Below are 19675 nucleotides of genomic sequence, written 5' to 3' on the forward strand. Positions count from 1 at the left end.
GTACCCCTTCAGTTCCCAATTCGCGAACAAAAGATGGCGACGCTGCGAAATCTGTCGTGATCACCTAACGGTTTGAGAAAAAAGGTAAAATGTCAGCCTTGCGGCAGAATCGTGGCAGGCTGCAAGCACTGCCGCAATTTTAATCAGCAACTGGTTATGTACGGATCACAAAAGCCTGCATCGGCTTTTTGGAGAGCTAATGCGCAATAGATTTTCTAGAGCACGCTTAAACAACGCGCGCCCCCAAGACGTGCAAAGACGCTCCAAATCCTTGAAACTACGCCGGTATCCTGACGACCACCTCAGCCTTGTCGCCGGCTTTCGGTTCGAAAGACGAAGCCCTCGTCTTTTTACCATCTACCTCAAGCGAGATGGCTTTGACCTTGGCGTCGCGGACAACGCGAACCCTGAGTTCGGCCCCCAGCACCTTGAGCGTTGCTGTATAACCATCCCAATGGCTGGGGAGTTTCGGCCTGAACTGGATGCGCTCGCCCCTGCGTTCAATGCCGAGGATGCCCTCGACCGCCGCGCGGTAAAGCCAGCCGGCCGAGCCGGTATACCAGGTCCAGCCGCCGCGGCCGCCCTTGCCTTGTCCGGCGTAGACGTCGGCCGCGACGACATAAGGCTCGACGCGGTAGTGCTCGGCAGCGGCTTCGTCGAGCGCGTGGTTGACCGGGTTGAGCATCGAGAGACAGCGGTAGGCGTCGTCGGTGCGCCCCATTTCGGCGAGCGCAATGACGAACCATGTCGCCGCGTGGGTGTACTGGCCGCCGTTTTCACGGACACCCGGCGGGTAGCTCTTGATGTAGCCTGGGTTCTGTTCCGTCCTGGAGAAGGGCGGGGTGAAAAGCTTGACGATCTTGAGCTCGTCGTCGACGAGCATTTTCAATGCCTGCTGCATCGCCGTCGTCGACCGCGCCGGATCGCCCTCGCCCGACAACACGCTCCACGACTGGGCAATCGAGTCGATCTTGCACTCCTGCGAGCCGCGCGACCCCAGCGGCGTGCCGTCGTCGAAACTGCCGCGACGATACCATTCACCATCCCAGGCGGTGCTTTCCAACGCCCGCTTCAGCACGTCGGCGTGTTTTGTCCAGGCTTGCGCGCGCTTGGTATCGCCTTCCGCCTTGGCGACAGGTGCAAAGTCGCCCAGCGTCTTCAGCAGGAACCAGCCCAGCCAGACGCTCTCGCCCTTTCCGTGCTCGCCGACACGGTTCATGCCGTCGTTCCAGTCGCCACCGAGGATCAGCGGCAGTCCGGCGGAGCTGCTGCGCTTGATAGCAAGGTCAAGTGCGCGTGCGCAATGATCATAGAGTGAAGCGGTCTTCTTCGATATCTCCGGGGTGAAGAAGGCGTCGTGCTCGCCTTCTTCCAGAGGCGGCCCGTCGATGAAGGGCAGTTGTTCCCTGAGGATCGCGGTATCGCCGGTCACCTGCAAGTAGTGTGCCGTGGCATGGGCGAGCCAGACCACGTCGTCGGAAATCATGGTGCGGACGCCTGCCTCGGTGCGCGGCAGCCACCAGTGCTGCACGTCGCCTTCGGGGAATTGCCGCCGTGCCGCGTTGAGGATCTGGTCGCGCGCCAATTTCGGATCATGGACAAGCAGGGCCAGCGTGTCCTGCAACTGATCGCGGAAGCCAAAGGCGCCGCTCGCCTGGTAAAACGCCGAGCGAGCGCGGATGCGGCAGGCGAGGCTCTGATAGGGCAGCCAGTGGTTGACCATGGCGTTGAGCGCCTTGTCCGGCGTCTCGACCTGGATGGTGTCGAGAAACCCTCGCCAGGTGCGTTCATTGTCAGCCAGCCGCTGATCGAAATCCTTGCTGCAATGATGCTGTACCAGCGCGCTGGCTTCCTCGGCAGAGGCTGCATCGCCGAGCAGCCAGAGCAGCGTCACGTCGCCGCCGGCAGGGATGTCGACGTCGCGTGCAATTGCAGCACAAGGATCGTCGCCGGCCTCGACGCGGCCCGACAGGCTGGCGCCGCTGAGCACGGCATGCGGAAGTTCACTGGTGCCGTTTCGGCCGATGAACTCGCCGCGGTCGGCCGTCACCGAATGTGCCGCGCTGTCGGTGGCCATGAAGGCGACCCGCTCGCTGAAGTCGAGCCCGTAGGGATTTTGCGCCAGCAACGCGCCCGTCGCAGCATCCCTGGACGGAACGATGGTCGCCGCCGTGCGCGAACGATGGCTGCCAAGAACCCATTCCGCATAGGCGTAAACGCGCAGGCGCGCCGGCACCGAACCCGAATTCTGGATGCGCAATCGGGAGATTTTCACCGGATCGACAGGATCCACCACATGGGTCAGGTCCATCGACAGCGGTCCGCGCTTCGAACGGAAGGTCGAAAAACCCTGTCCGTGCCATGTTTCGTAGGTCATGGCGGGATCGCGCACCACTGCGGCCAGCGGCGAGAACGCCCGGCCGTTGGCATGATCATAAATATAGATGCCCTCGCCGGGCCGGTTGGTGACCGGGTCGTTTGCCCACGGCGTCAGTTGATAGTCGCGGCTGTTTCGGCTCCAGGTGAAGGCAGCGCCTTCAGCCGAAACATGGAAACCGAACGAGGCGTTGGAGACGACGTTGATCCAGGGCTGCGGCGTCGTGCGCCGGCCAGCAAGGCGCACGACATAGTGGCGTCCGTCGCCCTCGAAGCCGCCAAAACCGTTCCACTGGTTGAGCCCGCTGCCGTCGGCGCTGCCTTCGACCGAGGCCTGGGCAGCCCATGTCTGTGGCGCCGGCGGAGACGGTTCACGAAGCGCTGCTGCACCTGCCGGCTGCAAAGCGTCCCGCGCTTGCAGCGCAGCGGCCTCGGCGCGCTCGATCTGATCGAAGATGGTGCCGTTTCGCGTGTGCAGGGCGACGCGGGCGACGGCGAGCAGCGTTTTGTAGGTCGTCTCGTCCATCAGGTCGCGGCGCACCGCGAAGATGTGCTGGCGGGGTCCGAGTTCCTTGCCGCGCAGGCGGCTGTTCTCGCACAGCGTCTCGACCGCCCGTTGCAGATCCTGCACATAGGATGAAGCCTGCTCGTTGACGACGACAAAGTCGATCATCATGCCGCGGGCGCGCATATATTCCTGGAAGCGGAGCGCCTGGGCAACGATTTCGAGATCGGCGACATCGCCGATCCTGACCAGGAAAATCGGAAAGTCGCCGGATATGCTGGTCGGCCACAGGCCCGACTGCTTGCCGAGCCCGGAAGCGATCGATTCGGCCGGAAGGCGCAGGAACGGATCAGGATAGATCAGATAGCGCGCCAGGTTCTGCACATTGGCGGCATCGGCAAGGCTGAGGCCGAGATGACGGGTCTGCACCTGTGAGCGGGTCCAGGCGAGCATCGCCTGGCGGGCGAAGGCTTCCGGATGATCGAGCCGCGCAATGGCATCTTCGAGTTCGGCACGGTTGGCGCCGACGGCAGTCCAGAAGGTCAGCGATATCTTTTTGTTGGCCGGCACGCGCACCTGTCGGCGAAGTGCTGCTACCGGATCCAGCGTGAAGCCGGAATGGCCGCCAAGCTTGGCGCCGGGATCGAATGCCGCGGCCTCGACAATCGTGCGGCCGCGGCCGATGAAGGCGCGTCGGTCGGTTTCGGCCTCGGCGTCGCGCGTCGACCCAGACGGGTCGGTGACGAAATGCACCATGGTGACATCAGGCTCGTCCGTTTCCCGCTTGCGTCTTGTGGCAAAGATCGCCCCGTTATTCGCAGCGATTTCGGTTTCCACGAACATTTTCGAGAAGGCCGGATGCGCGTTGTCGGATGCCTCGGAGCCCAGCACCAGTTCGGCAAAGGAGGTCACCTCGATATGCCGGTCGACCGGGCCGTCATTGTAGAGCGTCACCCGCCGGCCTTCGCCGTTTCCTTCCGAGATGACGATGCATTCGACCTCCGAACGCAGTGATCCCACCGACTTGATGAAGCTCGCCTTGTCGTCGGAGAACAGCGTCTGCACCTCTTCGTGGGTGGCACGCTTCGGCTCGGCGGTGGCCGACCACCAGTCGCCGGTGCCGGCGTCGCGCAGGAAGATATAGGAGCCAAGCCGATCCTCGGTTGGATCCGGCTGCCAGCGCGTGACGGCAAGCTCGCCCCAGCGGCTATAGCCGGAGCCGGTCGCGGTGACCATGACCGAATAGCGGCCATTGGACATGACGCTGGTTGAACGCAGCGCTCTTAGCGGGTCGAGCACGATACGCGTATCGGGGCTCTCGATTTCCGTTTCGTCCTTCGACCGTTCGTCGGCCTCGGTCCTGACCGTGGCGGTCGGGATGTCGCGCGGCGCCCTTTCCTGCAGCAGCAACTCGGCCGACTCGATCACCGGATCGCTGTGGAAGCGGTCGCGCAGGCGTCCTTCGAAGATGGCGTCGGCAACGGCGGCGATCGACATGCCGGAATGGTGGGCCATATAGTTCAGCACGACGACATGGTCGGTGCCCTCCGGCACGCGCTGCGGCGTGAAATCGACCGCATCGTAGAAGCCGTGCCGGCCAAGGGCGCCGATCTGCCTCAGCCTAGCCAGGTTCTGCACCGATTCACGCGGGGTGAACTGCGCCGCCAGAACGGTCGCATAAGGCGCAATCACCGTGTTCTGGCCAAGACCTCGCTTCAGGCCCAACCCGGGCACTCCGAAATTGGTGTACTGGTAGGTCAGTTCGCGGTCGCGGGCGTTGTAGGCTGCTTCCGAAATCCCCCAAGGCACATTCTTCGAGCGGCCATACTGTATCTGGCGCTTGATGATGAGCTTGCTGGTCTGGTTGAGGATGCTGCCTTGCGGCTCCTTCATCACCAGCGGCGGCATCAGATACTCGAACATCGAGCCGGACCAGGACATCAGCGCGCCCTTGAATCCGATCTCGACGATCGGCCGGCCGAGGTGGAACCAGTGCTCCGTCGGCAGATCGCCCTTGGCGATGGCGAACAGGCTGGTCAGCCGCGCCTCGGAAGCCAGGAGGTCGTAGCAGCTTTCGTCGAGCTGATGTTCCTCGACCCGGTAGCCGATCGACAGAAGCTTGCGTTCCTTCCGCATAAGGAAGGAGAAATCCATCTCGAAGGCGAAGCGGCGCGTGCGCTCGCGCAACGAAAGAAGCTTGGCCCGCAAGGCTTCGACGGCATTGTCGTCGCTATGCGCGTCATGGACATGCGCTTCGCAGGTGGCTTCAAGTCTCGCCGCCCAATCGGCGATGGTGTCGCTCTGTGTCGATGCAGCCTCGGTATGGATGGCGGTGGCGAGCTTGCGGATCTCGCCGGCCAGAACGGCCAGGTTGATGGTGCGGATCGATGCCATCTCGGGTTGTGCCTTGATCGATTCGACCGCCCGCTGCATGCCGTCGAGGCGATCGGCGAGCCGCTGGCGCAACGGCCGCAACTGGCGACGGTCGTCAGGCAACTCCGCCAGGCTTTCGTCGAGGATCGTCACCGTATCGAGGATACCCTCGAAGTCGCCCTGAAGGTGGACTGCAGGCGCTTCTGCCCATTCGGCGCAGGCTGCCGCCACCGCCACCAGATGGCCGGCAAGATTGCCGCTATCGACGGCGGAAATGTAGAGCGGATAGAGCGGCTTCAGCGTCGTCGTGTCGTACCAGTTGAAGAGATGGCCGCGCTCACGCGGCATGCTCTCGATGGTCGACATCGTCGCGTCGATGCGGGTGGTGGCGTCGGACAGGCTGATCCAGCCGAAATCGCGCGCCGAAATCACCGACAGGAGATAGACGCCGATATTGGTCGGCGAGGTGCGGGGCGCCACGACAGGCGCCGGACTTTCCTGGAAATTGTCGGGCGGCAGATTGTGATGCTCGGCCGTCACGAAGGTCTCGAAATAATGCCATGTGCGCCGCGCAACCGTGCGCAGCGCATGGATGTCAGCCGCCGATATGCGCAAACGGTCCTCGGTTTCGGCCGAGCGGCTGATCCAGCAGGCGAAGGCCGGCGAACCGATCCAGAACAGCGCGAAGAAAAAGGCAACAAAAGCTCCGGTGGAATCGGCCAGAACCGGGATGGCGAGGCCGACGACGCCGACAATCACCGCGCCATACATCATGCCGTAATAGGAGCCGAGATCGTTGTCGCCGTTCTTGTGCGCCTGCGAGGCAGTGCGCCATTCGAGCAGGTTCTGCCGAGTGACGAACAAACGGTAAAGCGTGCGAATGATGGCATCGCCCATCATCCAGGCCAGATGCGCCATCAGCACGATCTTCAGCGCTACCAGGGCGGTGCCGAAGACAACGTCGCGCGCCAGCGCCGAGAAATGGCCGCGCGGCGTCTGGTCGCCGCTTTTCGGCAGGATGGCGTGGACGATGTCGAATGTCGGCGCCATGAACAGTGTGAAGATCAACAGCGCCTGCCATTGCGCGGCCTGCGTGAAAGGCAGCAACGTCCAGCCGGCGATCGCCGCCATCACCCAGAAGATCGGCGTCAGCGAGCGGCGCAGATTGTCGACCATCTTCCAGCGCGAAAGCGCCGGCACGCCGGAGCGTGGATCGAGAATGAAGCCCAGAAGCTGCCAGTCGCCGCGTGCCCAGCGATGGTGGCGCGACGCGTCGACCGAATAGCGGGTCGGATAGTCCTCGACCAGTTCGACGTCCGTGACCAGCGCCGCGCGTGCCAAGGCGCCTTCGAGCAGATCGTGGCTGAGGATGGTGTTTTCTTCGATGCGGCCCTTCAGCGCCGCTTCGAAGGCGTCGACGTGATAGAGGCCCTTGCCGGTGAAGGAGCCGTCGCCGAAGACGTCCTGGTAGATATCCGAGACGGCAAATACGTAGGGATCGAGGCCGCGATTGGCGGAAAAGACCCGCTGGAAGAAGGATGCGTCGTCGCCGCTGGTCAGCGAGGCGGTGATGCGCGGCTGCAGGATGGTGTAGCCGGCGGTGACAACGCGCTTTGCCGCATCGTAATGCGGGCGGTTGAGCGGATGGCAAAGCTTGCCAACCAAACTGGCGACGGCATCGCGGGTGGTGCGCGTGTCGGCGTCCAGCGTCATCACATGGACGACGTTTTCAGGCAACGGCACATCCAGCGGCAGGAAGGTGGTGTCGCTGTCACCGCGCAGCAGAAGGTTCAGTTCGTGCAACTTGCCGCGCTTGCGTTCCCAGCCCATCCAGGCGCCCTGGGATTCATTGTAGAGCCGCCGGCGATGCAGGACGTAGAAACGCGGCGCGCCTTCGCTGGGATAGCGGGCGTTCAGCCGTGCGATCTCGTCGCGAGCATATTGGAGGATCTCAATATCCGCCGCATCGATTTCGGTTTTGCTGTCCGGCCAGTCCGAAAGCAGAGCGAAATGGATTTCGTCCGCGGTGTTGGCCAGGTGATGCACTTCGATGTTGCGGATGTTCTCCTCGACGTCGTCGCGCGAGCCGATCAGCGACGGCACCACCACCAGCGTGCGTGCCTCGGGCGGCATGCCGCGTCTGTAGTCGTAGCCGACGAGGCGGGTGGGCTTCAGGAACAACGATACGACGGTGTTGAAGAAGGCAAGCGCACCTTCGCTGGCCGGCACGGCAAACAGCGCCAGCATCAAGACGATCGACGGTATGGCCAGGCCGAGATTGGCAAGGGCGTTGCCGGAGAGGACCAGAAGCAGGACCGTCAGCGCGAACACCGGCACGACAATGCCCAGCCATCCGGTCTTGCCGAACGCCCGTTTGATCGTGACGCTGACGGTCGGCCGATAGCCGATCGCTTTTTCCAGTTCCAGCCGGCGCGGGCCGACCAGAAAGAACCCGACGTCGGTGTGAGCGGTCGGACCGGTGCCGGTGGTATCGGCGACCGCGGCATGGCCGGCGAGTTGGATCGCCTTTTCGGCAACGCGGAATTCGGAACGATCGGAGCGGCGCGCCATTTCCTCGATCGCGGTCCGGTACTGGTCGCGCGAGAAGAAATCGAGCGCGGCGAAATCGGTGCGCTCACGCAGCAAGGTGTCGATGCGGCTGACACCTTCGAACCAAACCGTCCAGTCGATATCGTTGATAAGCCTGAGGCCGCGGATGATGTTGCCGGTGGTTACATTGCCGCCGGACAGCGTGCGATGTTCGCTGATGATGATTTCCTCGGCATCGGAGCCGGACTTTTCAAGCTCGCCCTCCAGCCATTCCAGCGCCCTGCCGGCATTTTGCGACCCGTCGCGCAGGCGGTAGAGCAATTGGGTGGCGAAGGTGGTGTCCTGTGCATGGGCGACGTAGTTCGACAGGATCGCCTGACGGTCGGCGCTGTCGTCGATCGCCAGCACGCGGTCGGCAACCTCGTTGGCAATCTGGCGCATCTGCCGGGTACGATTGACCCGGACCGCGATCCGGCGAAGATTTTCGATCAGAACGAAGCGCAGCAGCGATGGCAGCGCCCAGAGTTCGCCGATCTTCAGCGGCTCCACGGACTGAAAGCCTTCGACGATCGCCTTGAACATGGTCGCCGAGACGGAACTGTCCGAATGGGCGACATAGGTCCAGGCCAACGCAAGCGCGCGCGGCACGCTGGCGCCGTCGGAAAGCTTCAGCGTCGGTAACTGCCGATAGAAACGGCGCGGCAGGTCGCGCTTGACCTGGAAGATGGTTTCCTCAACCAGATAGTTGTTGTCGAGCAGCCATTGCGCCGCCGGCGTGATTGTCTCGCCCCTCGCCTGCGCGGCATTGGTCGAGCGGTAGACTTCGAGGATCTTGCTGGCGCTGTCGCGGACGCGTGGCTGGAAATCGAACGGGTCCAGGCCGAACAGATCCTTGACGTCGCCCTTGGCGAGGCTTGTACCCAGCGTGCGCAGGCGCTCTTCCGGCAGGAAATTGGAGCGTATCGGCTCTTCGGTGATGGCCGGGAAGCCCGCGCTCGTCTTTTCCATTTGGGTGGGGGCCGTCTGAATATTCATTGAAAATTCCGCATAGGGGACGCATAGCGGCGTCACCGCCACGGCAATGTCCCTAAAACCGATTCAAATGCAATTGGTTGCATCGAAACACAGGTCGAAAGTTTGTTTTCGCACCACAACTTTCAGACGATCACCCCTTCGCTCCCGCCGAGACTTGATCGAAGGAAGGATTCGGGCTTTTTCGTGATGTGGACTTGAGCTTACGGCATATTTCGCCGGTGTTGCGATCATGTTTCGAAACAGGCGTTAATCGTTTGCAGCAAGCCGTTCGATCCTGATCACGAACAGCGTCGCCGTTCGGGCAGGATCCAGGCGCCATTTTAGGGCGTCCGGCCCGAGCAACAGCGTGTCGCGCGGCCCGATGCGGACAGGCGTCGCGCCGGCCACCGTGATCTCGCCGTCAAAACACAGGATGAGGGTCGCGTCGGCCACCGACTGGATATCTGTCGGGGCCGAAATCACCACGCGCTCGACGGCGTGAGTCATCCGTCCGCGCCGCGTCATGACGTTGAGATCGGTGATCGGACCGGCGATCAGCGCCGCTTGCGTCGACACATCGGCCGGAAAGGAAAGTGGGGCGGAAGCTTTGGTCACCGTAGCCGCCGGGCGGCCGGCGATATCAAGGACGATCCCCTCGCCTTCCAGCACGGCCAAGGTTCGGTCTACTCCGGCAAACCCCGAGAATGGCCCGCCGCTCTCGACGCGCGCCATCGAGACGCGCCAGTCGAAATCATCGAGCGCAGCACCTGTGGGCGAGACGGCGATTTCCGTCGTCACCCCGCCGCCGTTCTTCCACGGCATAGACCGGTATTCGACTGCCCGCAGGATACGCAAGGCGCGGCTCAGCCGAGGATACCTGGCAGGTTGAGTTGGTGCTCCCTGGCGCAGTCGATGGCGATGTCATAGCCGGCATCGGCGTGGCGCATGACGCCGGTTGCGGGGTCGTTCCACAGCACCCGCTCCAGGCGTTTGGCCGCTTCGCGTGTGCCGTCGGCGACGATGACCATGCCGGCATGCTGCGAAAAACCCATGCCGACGCCGCCGCCATGATGAAGCGATACCCAGGTTGCGCCGGATGCGGTGTTGAGCAGCGCATTGAGCAACGGCCAGTCGGACACGGCGTCGGAGCCGTCCTTCATCGATTCGGTCTCGCGGTTCGGCGAGGCAACCGAGCCGGAATCAAGATGATCGCGGCCGATGACCACCGGCGCCTTGAGCTCGCCCTTCGCCACCATCTCGTTGAAGGCGAGGCCGAGCCGGTGGCGGTCGCCGAGACCGACCCAGCAGATGCGCGCCGGCAGACCCTGGAACGCGATGCGCTCACGCGCCATGTCGAGCCAGTTGTGCAGGTGGGTGTTGCCGGGCGTCAATTCGCGGACCTTGGCGTCGGTCTTGTAGATGTCCTCGGGATCGCCTGAGAGGGCTGCCCAGCGAAACGGGCCGATGCCGCGGCAAAACAGCGGTCGGATGTAGGCCGGCACGAAACCAGGGAAGGCAAAGGCGTTCGCGAACCCTTCCTCCTTCGCCACCTGACGGATGTTGTTGCCATAGTCGAGTGTCGGCACGCCGGCGTTCCAGAACGCCACCATCGCCTCGACATGCTCGCGCATCGACGCGCGCGCCGCCTTTTCGACCGCCTTTGGGTCGCTGGTGCGCTTCTCGCGCCATTCGGCGAGCGACCAGCCCTTGGGCAGATAGCCGTTGAGCGGATCATGCGCCGACGTCTGGTCGGTGACCAAGTCGGGGCGCACGCCGCGCCGCACCAGTTCCGGCACGATGTCGGCGGTGTTGCCGACCAGACCGACCGATTTCACCTCACCGGCCCTGGTCCAGCGCTCGATCTTTTCCAGCGCCTCGTCGAGCGTGTCGGCGCGTTCGTCGACATAACGGGTGCGCAGCCTGAAATCGATGCGGTCGGGATCGCATTCGACCGCCAGGCAGCAGGCGCCGGCCATCACCGCGGCCAGCGGCTGGGCGCCGCCCATGCCGCCGAGGCCGCCGGTCAGGATCCATTTGCCTCTGAGATTGCCGCCGTAATGCTGGCGGCCGGCCTCGACGAAGGTCTCGTAGGTGCCCTGCAAGATGCCTTGCGTACCAATGTAGATCCACGAGCCGGCCGTCATCTGGCCGTACATCATCAGGCCCTTCTTATCGAGATCGTTGAACTTCTCCCATGTCGCCCAGTGCGGCACGAGGTTGGAATTGGCGATCAGCACGCGCGGCGCATCAGTGTGCGTTCGGAACACGCCGACCGGCTTGCCGGACTGCACCAGCAGCGTCTCGTCATCTCCAAGCGTCTTCAGAGAGGCGACGATGCGATCAAAGTCGTTCCAGGTGCGCGCCGCCCGGCCGATGCCGCCATAGACGACCAGTTCGTTGGGGTTTTCGGCGACGTCGGGATCGAGATTGTTCATCAGCATGCGCAACGGCGCTTCCGTCAGCCATGTGCGGGCGTTGAGCTCGCTGCCGCGCGGACTGCGGACTTCGCGGATGTTATGACGAGGATCGGTCATGGCGTCACTTTTCCTTTCCAATGAGCTTGCGCGGCGGAGCGTCAGCGCCCGGCCCAGGCAATCGCGCTTTCCAGGATCCGCTTCAGCGTAGCGCGGATCGGCGCAGCGAATGCGGGGTCGTAAGGCACCGGCCAATTGTCGGGCGTCCCCTTGCCCTCGGGCTCGCGCATATAGCCGCGGTTGGAGAGTTCCATCTGCAGCGCATGGACGCCGTTTTGCGGCTGGCCGAAATTGCGCGTAATCCAGCCGCCCTTGAAGCGGCCATTCACCACGTATGTCTCGCGGGTTCCGGCGAGGATCTCGTCGACCATCGCCTGCAAGGCCGGATCGGCGCTCTTGCCGTCGTTGGTGCCGAGATTGAACACCGGCAACGTGCCCTCGAACAGCCGCGGCAGCACCGAGCGGATCGAGTGGCAGTCATAGACGACGATCTTCTGGTGCAGGGCGCGTAGCCTGTCGATCTCGGCCTGCAAGGCGGCATGGTAGGGCACAAAGTATTTTTCGCGGCGCTCGTCGACCTCCGACGGCCCAGGCTCTTCCCCGGCGCGATAGAGTGGATCACCATCGAAGGTCTCGGTCGGGCAGAGCCCGGTCGTCGCCTGGCCGGGATAGAGCGAGGCGCCGGACGGGTCACGATTGACGTCGATGACGGTGCGCGAGATCGCCGTATGCACCACCGTCGCGCCGAGGTCTTCGGCAAAGTCATAGAGCTTGTCGATCCACCAGTCGGCGTCGCGGCGGCCGAGCCAGGGCGACACCAGCCGGTCCTCAAGACCGGCGAGATCGATGCCGGTGTGCGGGATCGAGACCAGCAGGGGTGCCGTGCCTTGGGTGATGGTGAGCCAGGAGGGTAAAGTCATGAGAAATCCGCCCGCGCTGGCGTTCTACGGCGCCCCGAAGGATCGCGACCTATCGAGGTGTGCGCTCTCACGACGCAATTCCCGGCAGCGCCACCGCGCCCGCCGCTTTCACCGCAGCGCCATTGCGCACCATGGCGATGGCCTTTTCCATGTCGGGGTGGAAATGCCGGTCATTGTCGAGATGCGGCACTTCGGCCCTGACCAGCCTGCGCACCGCTTCGAGCGGCGCACTCGACGCCAGCGGCGCATGGAAGTCGCAGCCTTGTGCGGCGGCCAGCAATTCGATGCCGATGACGGCCGTCGCATTCTCGATCATGCCGATCAGCCGGCGCGCGCCATGTGCCGCCATCGAGACGTGGTCTTCCTGATTGGCCGAGGTCGGGATCGAATCGACGCTGGCCGGATAGGCCTTCTGCTTGTTTTCCGAGACGAGTGCTGCCGCTGTCACTTGCGGGATCATGAAGCCTGAATTCAGCCCGGGCTTCGGCGTCAGGAAGGCCGGCATGCCCGACAGCGCCGGGTCGACCAGCATGGCGATGCGCCGCTCCGACAGCGAGCCGATCTCGCAGACGGCGAGTGCGATCATGTCGGCGGCGAAGGCCACCGGCTCGGCGTGGAAATTGCCGCCGGAAAGCGCGGTGTCGTCCTCGGCGAAGATCAGCGGATTGTCGGTGACGCCGTTGGCCTCGGTGCCCAGCGTGTCGGCGGCCTGGCGCAGCACACTGAGCGCCGCCCCCATCACCTGCGGCTGGCAGCGCAAGCAGTATGGGTCCTGCACGCGCTCGTCGCCGACCCGGTGCGATTCACGGATGGCGCTGCCGGCCATCAGGTTGCGCAGCGCCTCTGCCGTCTCGATCTGGCCAGGATGCTTCCTGAGCAGATGGATGCGCGGATCGAAGGGGGCGTCGGAGCCCTTGGCGGCATCGGTCGAAAGCGCACCGGCGACGAGCGCCGACTGGTAGAGCACTTCGGCGTCGAACAGGGCGGCCAACGCGTAGGCGGTAGAGAACTGCGTGCCGTTGAGCAGCGCCAACCCTTCCTTGGCGCCAAGCGTGACCGGCTCCAGCCCGTGCGAGACAAAGGCGACCTTGGCCGGGAACCGGCCATGCGGGGTAAAACATTCGCCGACGCCGATCATTACCGCCGTCATATGCGACAGCGGAGCAAGGTCGCCGGAGGCGCCAACCGAGCCTTGCGCGGGCACCACCGGAATGACGTCATTGGCCAGCATCGCTTCCAGCAATTCGATCGTCTGCGGCCGCACGCCGGAGGCGCCCTGCGCCAGACTGGCCAGCTTCAGCGCCATCATGAGCCGGCAAACAGCGACCGGCATCGGTTCGCCGACGCCGGCGGCATGCGACAGCACGATGTTGCGTTGAAGGGTCGCGAGGTCGGCGGCGGGGATGCGGACGCTGGCCAATTTGCCGAAGCCGGTGTTGATGCCATAGACCGGCTCACCCCGGGCGACGATCCGCGCAACCGCCTCGGCGCTGGCCTTGATTTTTGGTCGGCAGGCGGCGTCCAGCTTCGGCACGGCGCCACGATAGATTTCGCGCCAGTCGGCCAGCGTTGTGTTGCCCGGCTTGAGTTTGAGTTCGCTCATCGTCCTCTCCAGATGCGGGCATGCAGCGGGTTGAAGCCCATGCGGTAGACGAGTTCGGCCGGGCGCTCGATGTCCCAGATCGCCATGTCGGCTGATTTTCCAACCTCCAGCGTGCCGGTTTTTCCGAACAGTCCGAGCGCGCGTGCGGCCTCGCGGGTGACACCGGCAAGGCATTCCTCCACGGTCAAGCCAAACAAAGTCGCCGCCATGTTCATGGTCAGCAGTAGCGAGGTCAGCGGCGAAGTGCCGGGATTGCAGTCGGTGGCGACCGCCATTCTGACGCCCTGCTGGCGAAACAGGCCGATCGGCGGCTTCTTGGTCTCGCGGATGAAATAATAGGCGCCGGGCAGGATCGTCGCCACGGTTCCTGCCTTCGCCATCGCCGCCGCACCCGCTTCGTCAGTGTATTCGAGATGGTCTGCCGATAGCGCGCCATAGCGTGCGGCGAGTTCCGCGCCATGCAGATTGGACAGCTGGTCGGCATGGAGCTTGACCGGCAGGCCTGCTGCTTTCGCCGCGTCGAACACGCGAGAAATCTGCTCGGGCGAAAAGGCGATGCCTTCGCAAAAGCCGTCGACGGCATCGGCCAGGCCCTCGGCAGCGACGGCCGGCAAAATCTCTTTTGCGACCAAGTCGATAAAAGCGTCCTTGTCGCCTTTCGCCTCGGGCGGCAGCGCGTGAGCCCCGAGGAAGCTCGTTCTCACCGTTACCGGACGGTTTTCGCCCAGGAGCCGTGCGGCATGCAGCGATTTCTTCTCGTTTTCGAGATCGAGCCCGTAGCCCGACTTGATCTCGATGGTAGTGAGGCCTTCAGCGATCAGCGCATCAAGGCGCGGCAGCGACTGCGCAACCAGTTCGTGCTCGCTGGCAGCGCGCAGCGCCTTGACCGACGAGACGATGCCGCCGCCGGCCTTGGTGACCTCTTCATAGGTGGCGCCGGCCAGCCGCATCTCGAATTCGTTGGCACGGTTGCCGGCATGGACCAGATGGGTGTGGCAGTCGATCAGGCCGGGCGTGATCCAGCGGCCCTTGCAATCGACAATCTCCGCGTCTTGCAAAAGTGCTGCCGTCATGTCGGCTTCCGGGCCGGCATAGACGATCACGCCATCGCGTGCGGCGATCGCACCGTGTTCGACGATGCCAAGTCCGGCAGCGCTTTCGGCCATGGTCGCCAGGCGCGCATTGCGCCAGAGGCGAACCTCCCCTGCCCGGCTTTTGCTCTCTCCAGCCATTATCTTTTCCGTTTCAATCGGCGGCGATTATGTATATACATATTGAAACACACTGCAAGTGATATCATTGCACGGGACACAGGGAATAGGAGAGAAAAACGTGACGGCGATCTTTGCGGAACAGGCGCTTCTGCCCGACGGCTGGCATTCCAATGCCCGGATCGTCGTCAGTGATGGCCGCATCGCCACGGTCGAGCCGAACACTGCATCCCAGCCCGGCGACGAACGCCATGCCATCCTCCTGCCAGGCATGCCGAACCTGCACAGCCACGCCTTCCAGCGCGGCATGGCCGGCCTTGCCGAGCTGCGCGGCCCTTCCGCCGACAGTTTCTGGAGCTGGCGCGAGGTGATGTACCGCTTCGCGCTGTCGATGACGCCTGACCAGGTCGAGGCGGTTGCCGCGCAGCTCTACGTCGAGATGCTGGAGGCTGGGTTCTCACGCGTCGGCGAGTTTCACTATCTGCATCACGACCGCGACGGCCAGCCCTACGCCAACATCGCCGAAATGGCCGAACGCATCACTGCCGCGGCTGCCGACACCGGCATTGGGATGACGCTGCTGCCGGTCTTCTATGCGCATTCCTCTTTCGGCGGCGCCGCGCCGAACGAAGGCCAGCGGCGATTCATCAACGATGTGAATCGGTTCTCGCGGCTTGTTGAGAAATGCCGCGAATCCGTTCGCACCTTGAATCAAGGTGTCGTTGGCGCCGCCCCACACAGTCTGCGCGCGGTGACACCGGAGGAGTTGGAAAACATCGCGACAATGGTACCGGGCGGACCGGTCCACATCCATATCGCCGAGCAAGTGAAGGAGGTCGAGGACTGCCTTGCCTGGTCCGGGGCGCGGCCGGTCGAATGGCTGCTCGCCAATGCCAATGTCGATAGGCGCTGGTGCCTGATCCACGCCACCCACATGACCGAGACCGAGACCGCGACCATGGCGAAAAGCGGAGCAATCGCCGGCCTCTGCCCGATCACCGAGGCCAATCTCGGCGACGGCACCTTTGCCGCACCTTTGTTCAAACAACATGGCGGTCGCTTCGGCGTCGGCTCCGATTCCAACGTGTTGATCGGCCTGCCGGACGAATTGCGTCAGCTCGAATATTCGCAGCGCCTCGCCCACGGTGCCCGCAATATACTGGCGGTGGCGGGCGGCTCGACCGGCCGCGCGCTGTTCGATGCTGCGCTCGACGGCGGCAGTGCGGCGCTTGGCGCCGGTCCGTCGCAGATCGCCGCCGGTGCCTCGGCCGATTTCGTCTCACTGGAAGGCAATTCCCCTTCGCTGGCCGGCAAGACGGGCGATGCGGTGCTCGATGCCTGGATCTTCGCCAACGGCACCAATATCGATTGCGTCTGGGTGCATGGCAAGAAACTGGTCGGCGGCGGCAGGCATGCAAGGCGCGATGCCATTGCCGAGCGTTTTCGCAGCGTGATGACGGCGCTTTCAGCATGAGCATGATCGGAACAATGGACGTCGGCGAGCCTCTCTCGCTGCATCAGCGCATCCTGTCCGACATCAGCGAGCGGATCCTGTCCGGCACCTGGGCGCCCGGCCACCGCATCCCGTTCGAGCACGAACTGACGGCCGAGTACAAATGTTCGCGCATGACGGTGAACAAGGCGCTGTCGCAGCTTGCCAAGGCCGGGCTGATCGAGCGCCGTCGCCGAACTGGCAGCTTTGTCCGGCGGCCGCAGTCGCAAGCCGCGGTGCTGGAAATCCATGACATCAGGATTGAGGTCGAGGCGCTCGGCCTGCCCTATCGCTACGAGCGTGTGGCGCGACACAAAAGGCGCAGCGGTGCCGAGGATCGCGCATTGTTGGAACTCGACTCCAACGGACCGGTGCTGGCGCTGGAATGCCGGCATTTCGCCGGCCAGCGGCCGTTCGCCCACGAACGGCGGCTGATCAACCTGGCCGCCGTGGCCGAGGCCGCCAGCGAGGAATTTTTTGCCGTAGCGCCCGGCCCGTGGCTGATCGCCCGGGTGCCGTGGAGTGCCGCCGAGCACCGCATCCGCGCTGTTGCCGCCGACAGAAACATCGCGGCCGCACTCGATATCGAGGCCGGCGCACCGTGCCTGGTGGTCGAGCGGCGGACATGGAGCGCCGAGCACCCCGTCACCCATGTCCGTTTCACCTATGCGGCCGAGAGCCACACGCTGGTCGCGCGGTTCACGCCGTCGCAGGGGTAACCCTCTCTCGTCGAGGGAGGGTCGCGGAGGAAATGCCGCATGGCGGCATTTTGTGACGCGGGGTGGGGTCGGTGCAACCTCGCCGACCCCGCCCCGTCTCGCAATCTCCGCTTCGCTCCGACTACTCGCCGACCCTCCCCCTAAGGGGACCCCAACGGGGAGGGTAAAGCGCTCTGCCTCAGATGGCAGCGGTAACGATGATCTCGACCAGATATTCCGGCCCGGCAAGCTTGGCCTCGCCGGTGGCGCGGGCCGGGGTATGGCCCTGCGGCACCCACTTGTCCCACTCCGCGTTCATCTCTGCAAAGGTGCTCATGTCGGCCAGCCAGATGATCGCTTGCAGGATTTTGGTCTTGTCCGTTCCGGCCTTGGCCAGCAATTCGTCGATGGCCGCCAGAATGTCCCTCGTCTGGGCGCCGACGTTTCCGCCCGGCTCGCCGACCTGACCGGCCAGATAGACGGTATTGCCGTGGATGACGATCTGGCTCATGCGCGGGCCAACATCGATGCGACGAATGCTCATGGGATGTTTCCTTCTCTTGTTGGTTGCGCCTCTTTAGAGTCGCCGTCTGCCGGGGGCAAGGTCGACTGAGTGAATCCTCTTGAGCCAGCAGGGCATGGGGCCAAACAGGACACGCCAAATGGTTTAGTCGCCGCAATTCCGCCCGATTGACTTGTTGACTAATGTAATAACATCACATATCCATCGCCGCCGCCGTACCAGTCGTGCCCCGGATCGTCACATGACCAAAACCTGCCTGACCTTCAGCGACCTGACGCTGGGCTACAACAGCCATCCGGCAATCCATCATCTCGACGGCACGATCCACCGGGGATCGCTGACCGCCGTCGTCGGCGCCAACGGCTCGGGCAAGTCGACCCTGATGAAGGGTATCGTCGGCGTGTTGAAGCCGATGGCCGGTACAGTTGTTCGGGCGCCCGGCGTGCGCGCCGCCTATCTGCCGCAACAGTCGGAGCTCGACCGCTCCTTTCCGGCCAGGGTCGTTGATCTGGTTTCGCTCGGGCTGTGGCCACGGCGCGGGCTGCTCGGCCGCTACACCAGGGAAGATCGCGATTCGGTCAGCCAGGCGCTGATGGCCGTCGGCCTCGGCGGCTTCGAGAAGCGCCCGATCGACACGCTGTCGGGCGGCCAGCTACAGCGTACGCTGTTTGCCCGCGTGCTGCTGCAGGATGCCGATCTCATCCTGCTCGACGAGCCGTTCAACGCCGTCGACACCAAGACCGTCGGCGACCTGATCGCACTTATCAAGCGCTGGCATGGTGAGGAGCGCACCATCATGGTGGTCGTTCATGACCTGGATCTGGTGCGCCAGAATTTCCCCGAAACGCTGCTGCTGGCGCGCCAGCCGATCGCCTGGGGCGAGACAAAGGAAACGCTGCGGCCGGAAAACCTGTTGCGCGCGCGCCGCTTCCACGAAGCCTGGGAGGAGAACGCGCCCTGGTGCGAGCCCGACGACCACAAGCATGGTGGTCACGCTCACGACCATGGGCACGACCATCATCACGGCTCCGGGCCGCGGGCAGCATGATGGAAACGCTCTACGGTCTTCTCATCGCTCCGTTCGCCGATTTCGCCTTCATGCAACGGGCGCTTGCCGGGTCGCTGATGCTGTCGCTGGGCGCCTGCCCCGTCGGCGTCTTCCTGATGCTGCGGCGCATGAGCCTTTCCGGCGACGCCATGGCCCACGCCATCCTGCCGGGTGCTGCCGCCGGTTTCCTGTTCTATGGGCTGGAGATCCTGCCGATGACCATCGGCGGGTTGATTGCCGGCATCATCGTGGCGCTTGGCGCCGGTGCCGTCTCGCGCTTCACCATCCAGCGCGAGGACGCCTCGATGGCGGCCTTCTACCTGATTTCGCTGGCCATCGGTGTGCTGATGGTATCGATCCGCGGCTCCAGCGTCGATCTCATGCATGTGCTGTTCGGCACCGTGCTGGCACTCAACAATGAAGCTCTGACGCTGATCGGCGGCATCGTGCTGGTCACGCTGGTCAGCCTCGCCATCTTCTGGCGGGCGCTGGTCGCCGAATGTCTCGACCCGCTGTTCCTGCGTTCGGTCAGCCGGCTGGGCAGCCCGGTGCATTTCATCTTCCTCGGCCTCGTCGTGCTCAACCTAGTCGGCGGCTTCCAGGCACTCGGCACTTTGCTGTCGGTCGGCTTGATGATGCTGCCTGCGGCCGCCGCCCGCTTCTGGACCATGCGCGTCGAGCCGATGTGCGTGCTGGCGGTGCTGATCGGCTTTGCCTCCTGCATCGCCGGGCTGCTGTTGTCCTACCACGTGTCGCTGCCTTCCGGCCCGGCGATCATCCTGTCTGCGGGCGTCGTCTATTTTGCCTCGATCCTGTTCGGCACGCGCGGCATCCTGCGCGCCCGTATTATCCATCACCGCCACAGAACCGCCTGATCCCAACAGAGGT

11 protein-coding genes are annotated in these 19675 nt (G+C 64.0%); 4 read left to right on the forward strand and 7 right to left on the reverse strand.

What is annotated here, in order from left to right; all coding sequences use genetic code 11:
* Positions 1 to 277 precede the first annotated feature (277 nt).
* The 6 genes from CIT26_RS31180 to hutI all read right to left on the reverse strand — a co-directional run bounded on the left by CIT26_RS31180 (position 278) and on the right by hutI (position 15047).
* Entirely contained in the window at positions 278 to 8839 is an 8562-nt protein-coding gene (locus CIT26_RS31180; protein ID WP_095496132.1) for a glycoside hydrolase family 94 protein, read from the reverse strand.
* 246 nt (positions 8840 to 9085) lie between these two features.
* The gene (locus CIT26_RS31185; RefSeq protein WP_095496133.1) at positions 9086 to 9673 is read right to left on the reverse strand and encodes a HutD/Ves family protein; all 588 of its coding nucleotides are present in this window, start codon (positions 9671 to 9673) and stop codon (positions 9086 to 9088) included.
* 8 nt (positions 9674 to 9681) lie between these two features.
* Positions 9682 to 11352, reverse strand: a complete 1671-nt coding sequence (gene hutU / locus CIT26_RS31190) for a urocanate hydratase (protein ID WP_095496134.1) — start codon at positions 11350 to 11352, stop codon at positions 9682 to 9684.
* Between the two features lie 41 nt (positions 11353 to 11393).
* On the reverse strand, positions 11394 to 12212 hold the full coding sequence (gene hutG, locus CIT26_RS31195) for an N-formylglutamate deformylase (protein ID WP_095496135.1): 819 nt from the start codon (positions 12210 to 12212) through the stop codon (positions 11394 to 11396).
* A gap of 67 nt (positions 12213 to 12279) precedes the next feature.
* Positions 12280 to 13815, reverse strand: a complete 1536-nt coding sequence (hutH, locus tag CIT26_RS31200) for a histidine ammonia-lyase (RefSeq protein WP_095496136.1) — start codon at positions 13813 to 13815, stop codon at positions 12280 to 12282.
* Complete coding sequence (hutI, locus tag CIT26_RS31205) at positions 13812 to 15047, reverse strand: imidazolonepropionase (RefSeq protein WP_095496137.1); 1236 nt, start codon at positions 15045 to 15047, stop codon at positions 13812 to 13814. The genes hutH and hutI overlap by 4 nt, the downstream gene beginning before the upstream one ends.
* 100 nt (positions 15048 to 15147) lie before the next feature.
* Here hutI and CIT26_RS31210 point away from each other — a divergent pair, with 100 nt between their 5' ends.
* Both CIT26_RS31210 and hutC read left to right on the forward strand, forming a co-directional pair.
* Positions 15148 to 16500, forward strand: a complete 1353-nt coding sequence (locus CIT26_RS31210) for a formimidoylglutamate deiminase (RefSeq protein ID WP_095496138.1) — start codon at positions 15148 to 15150, stop codon at positions 16498 to 16500.
* Positions 16497 to 17237: a histidine utilization transcriptional repressor HutC gene (gene hutC / locus CIT26_RS31215; protein WP_095496139.1), complete on the forward strand. Its 741-nt coding sequence runs from the start codon at positions 16497 to 16499 to the stop codon at positions 17235 to 17237. The genes CIT26_RS31210 and hutC overlap by 4 nt, the downstream gene beginning before the upstream one ends.
* Positions 17238 to 17415: 178 nt before the next feature.
* On the opposite strand, the gene CIT26_RS31220 is transcribed toward hutC, so the two are convergent.
* Entirely contained in the window at positions 17416 to 17760 is a 345-nt protein-coding gene (locus CIT26_RS31220; protein ID WP_095496140.1) for a RidA family protein, read from the reverse strand.
* 220 nt (positions 17761 to 17980) lie between these two features.
* On the opposite strand from CIT26_RS31220, the gene aztA reads away from it, so the two are divergent.
* Both aztA and aztB read left to right on the forward strand, forming a co-directional pair.
* Positions 17981 to 18787 (forward strand): zinc ABC transporter ATP-binding protein AztA, encoded by an 807-nt coding sequence (aztA, locus tag CIT26_RS31225; protein ID WP_095496141.1) that lies wholly within the window; start codon positions 17981 to 17983, stop codon positions 18785 to 18787.
* Positions 18787 to 19662: a zinc ABC transporter permease AztB gene (gene aztB / locus CIT26_RS31230; protein ID WP_095496142.1), complete on the forward strand. Its 876-nt coding sequence runs from the start codon at positions 18787 to 18789 to the stop codon at positions 19660 to 19662. The genes aztA and aztB overlap by 1 nt, the downstream gene beginning before the upstream one ends.
* The last annotated feature ends 13 nt before the right edge of the window (positions 19663 to 19675 follow it).

The sequence above is a fragment of the Mesorhizobium temperatum genome (assembly GCF_002284575.1).
Classification (GTDB): Bacteria; Pseudomonadota; Alphaproteobacteria; order Rhizobiales; family Rhizobiaceae; genus Mesorhizobium; species Mesorhizobium temperatum.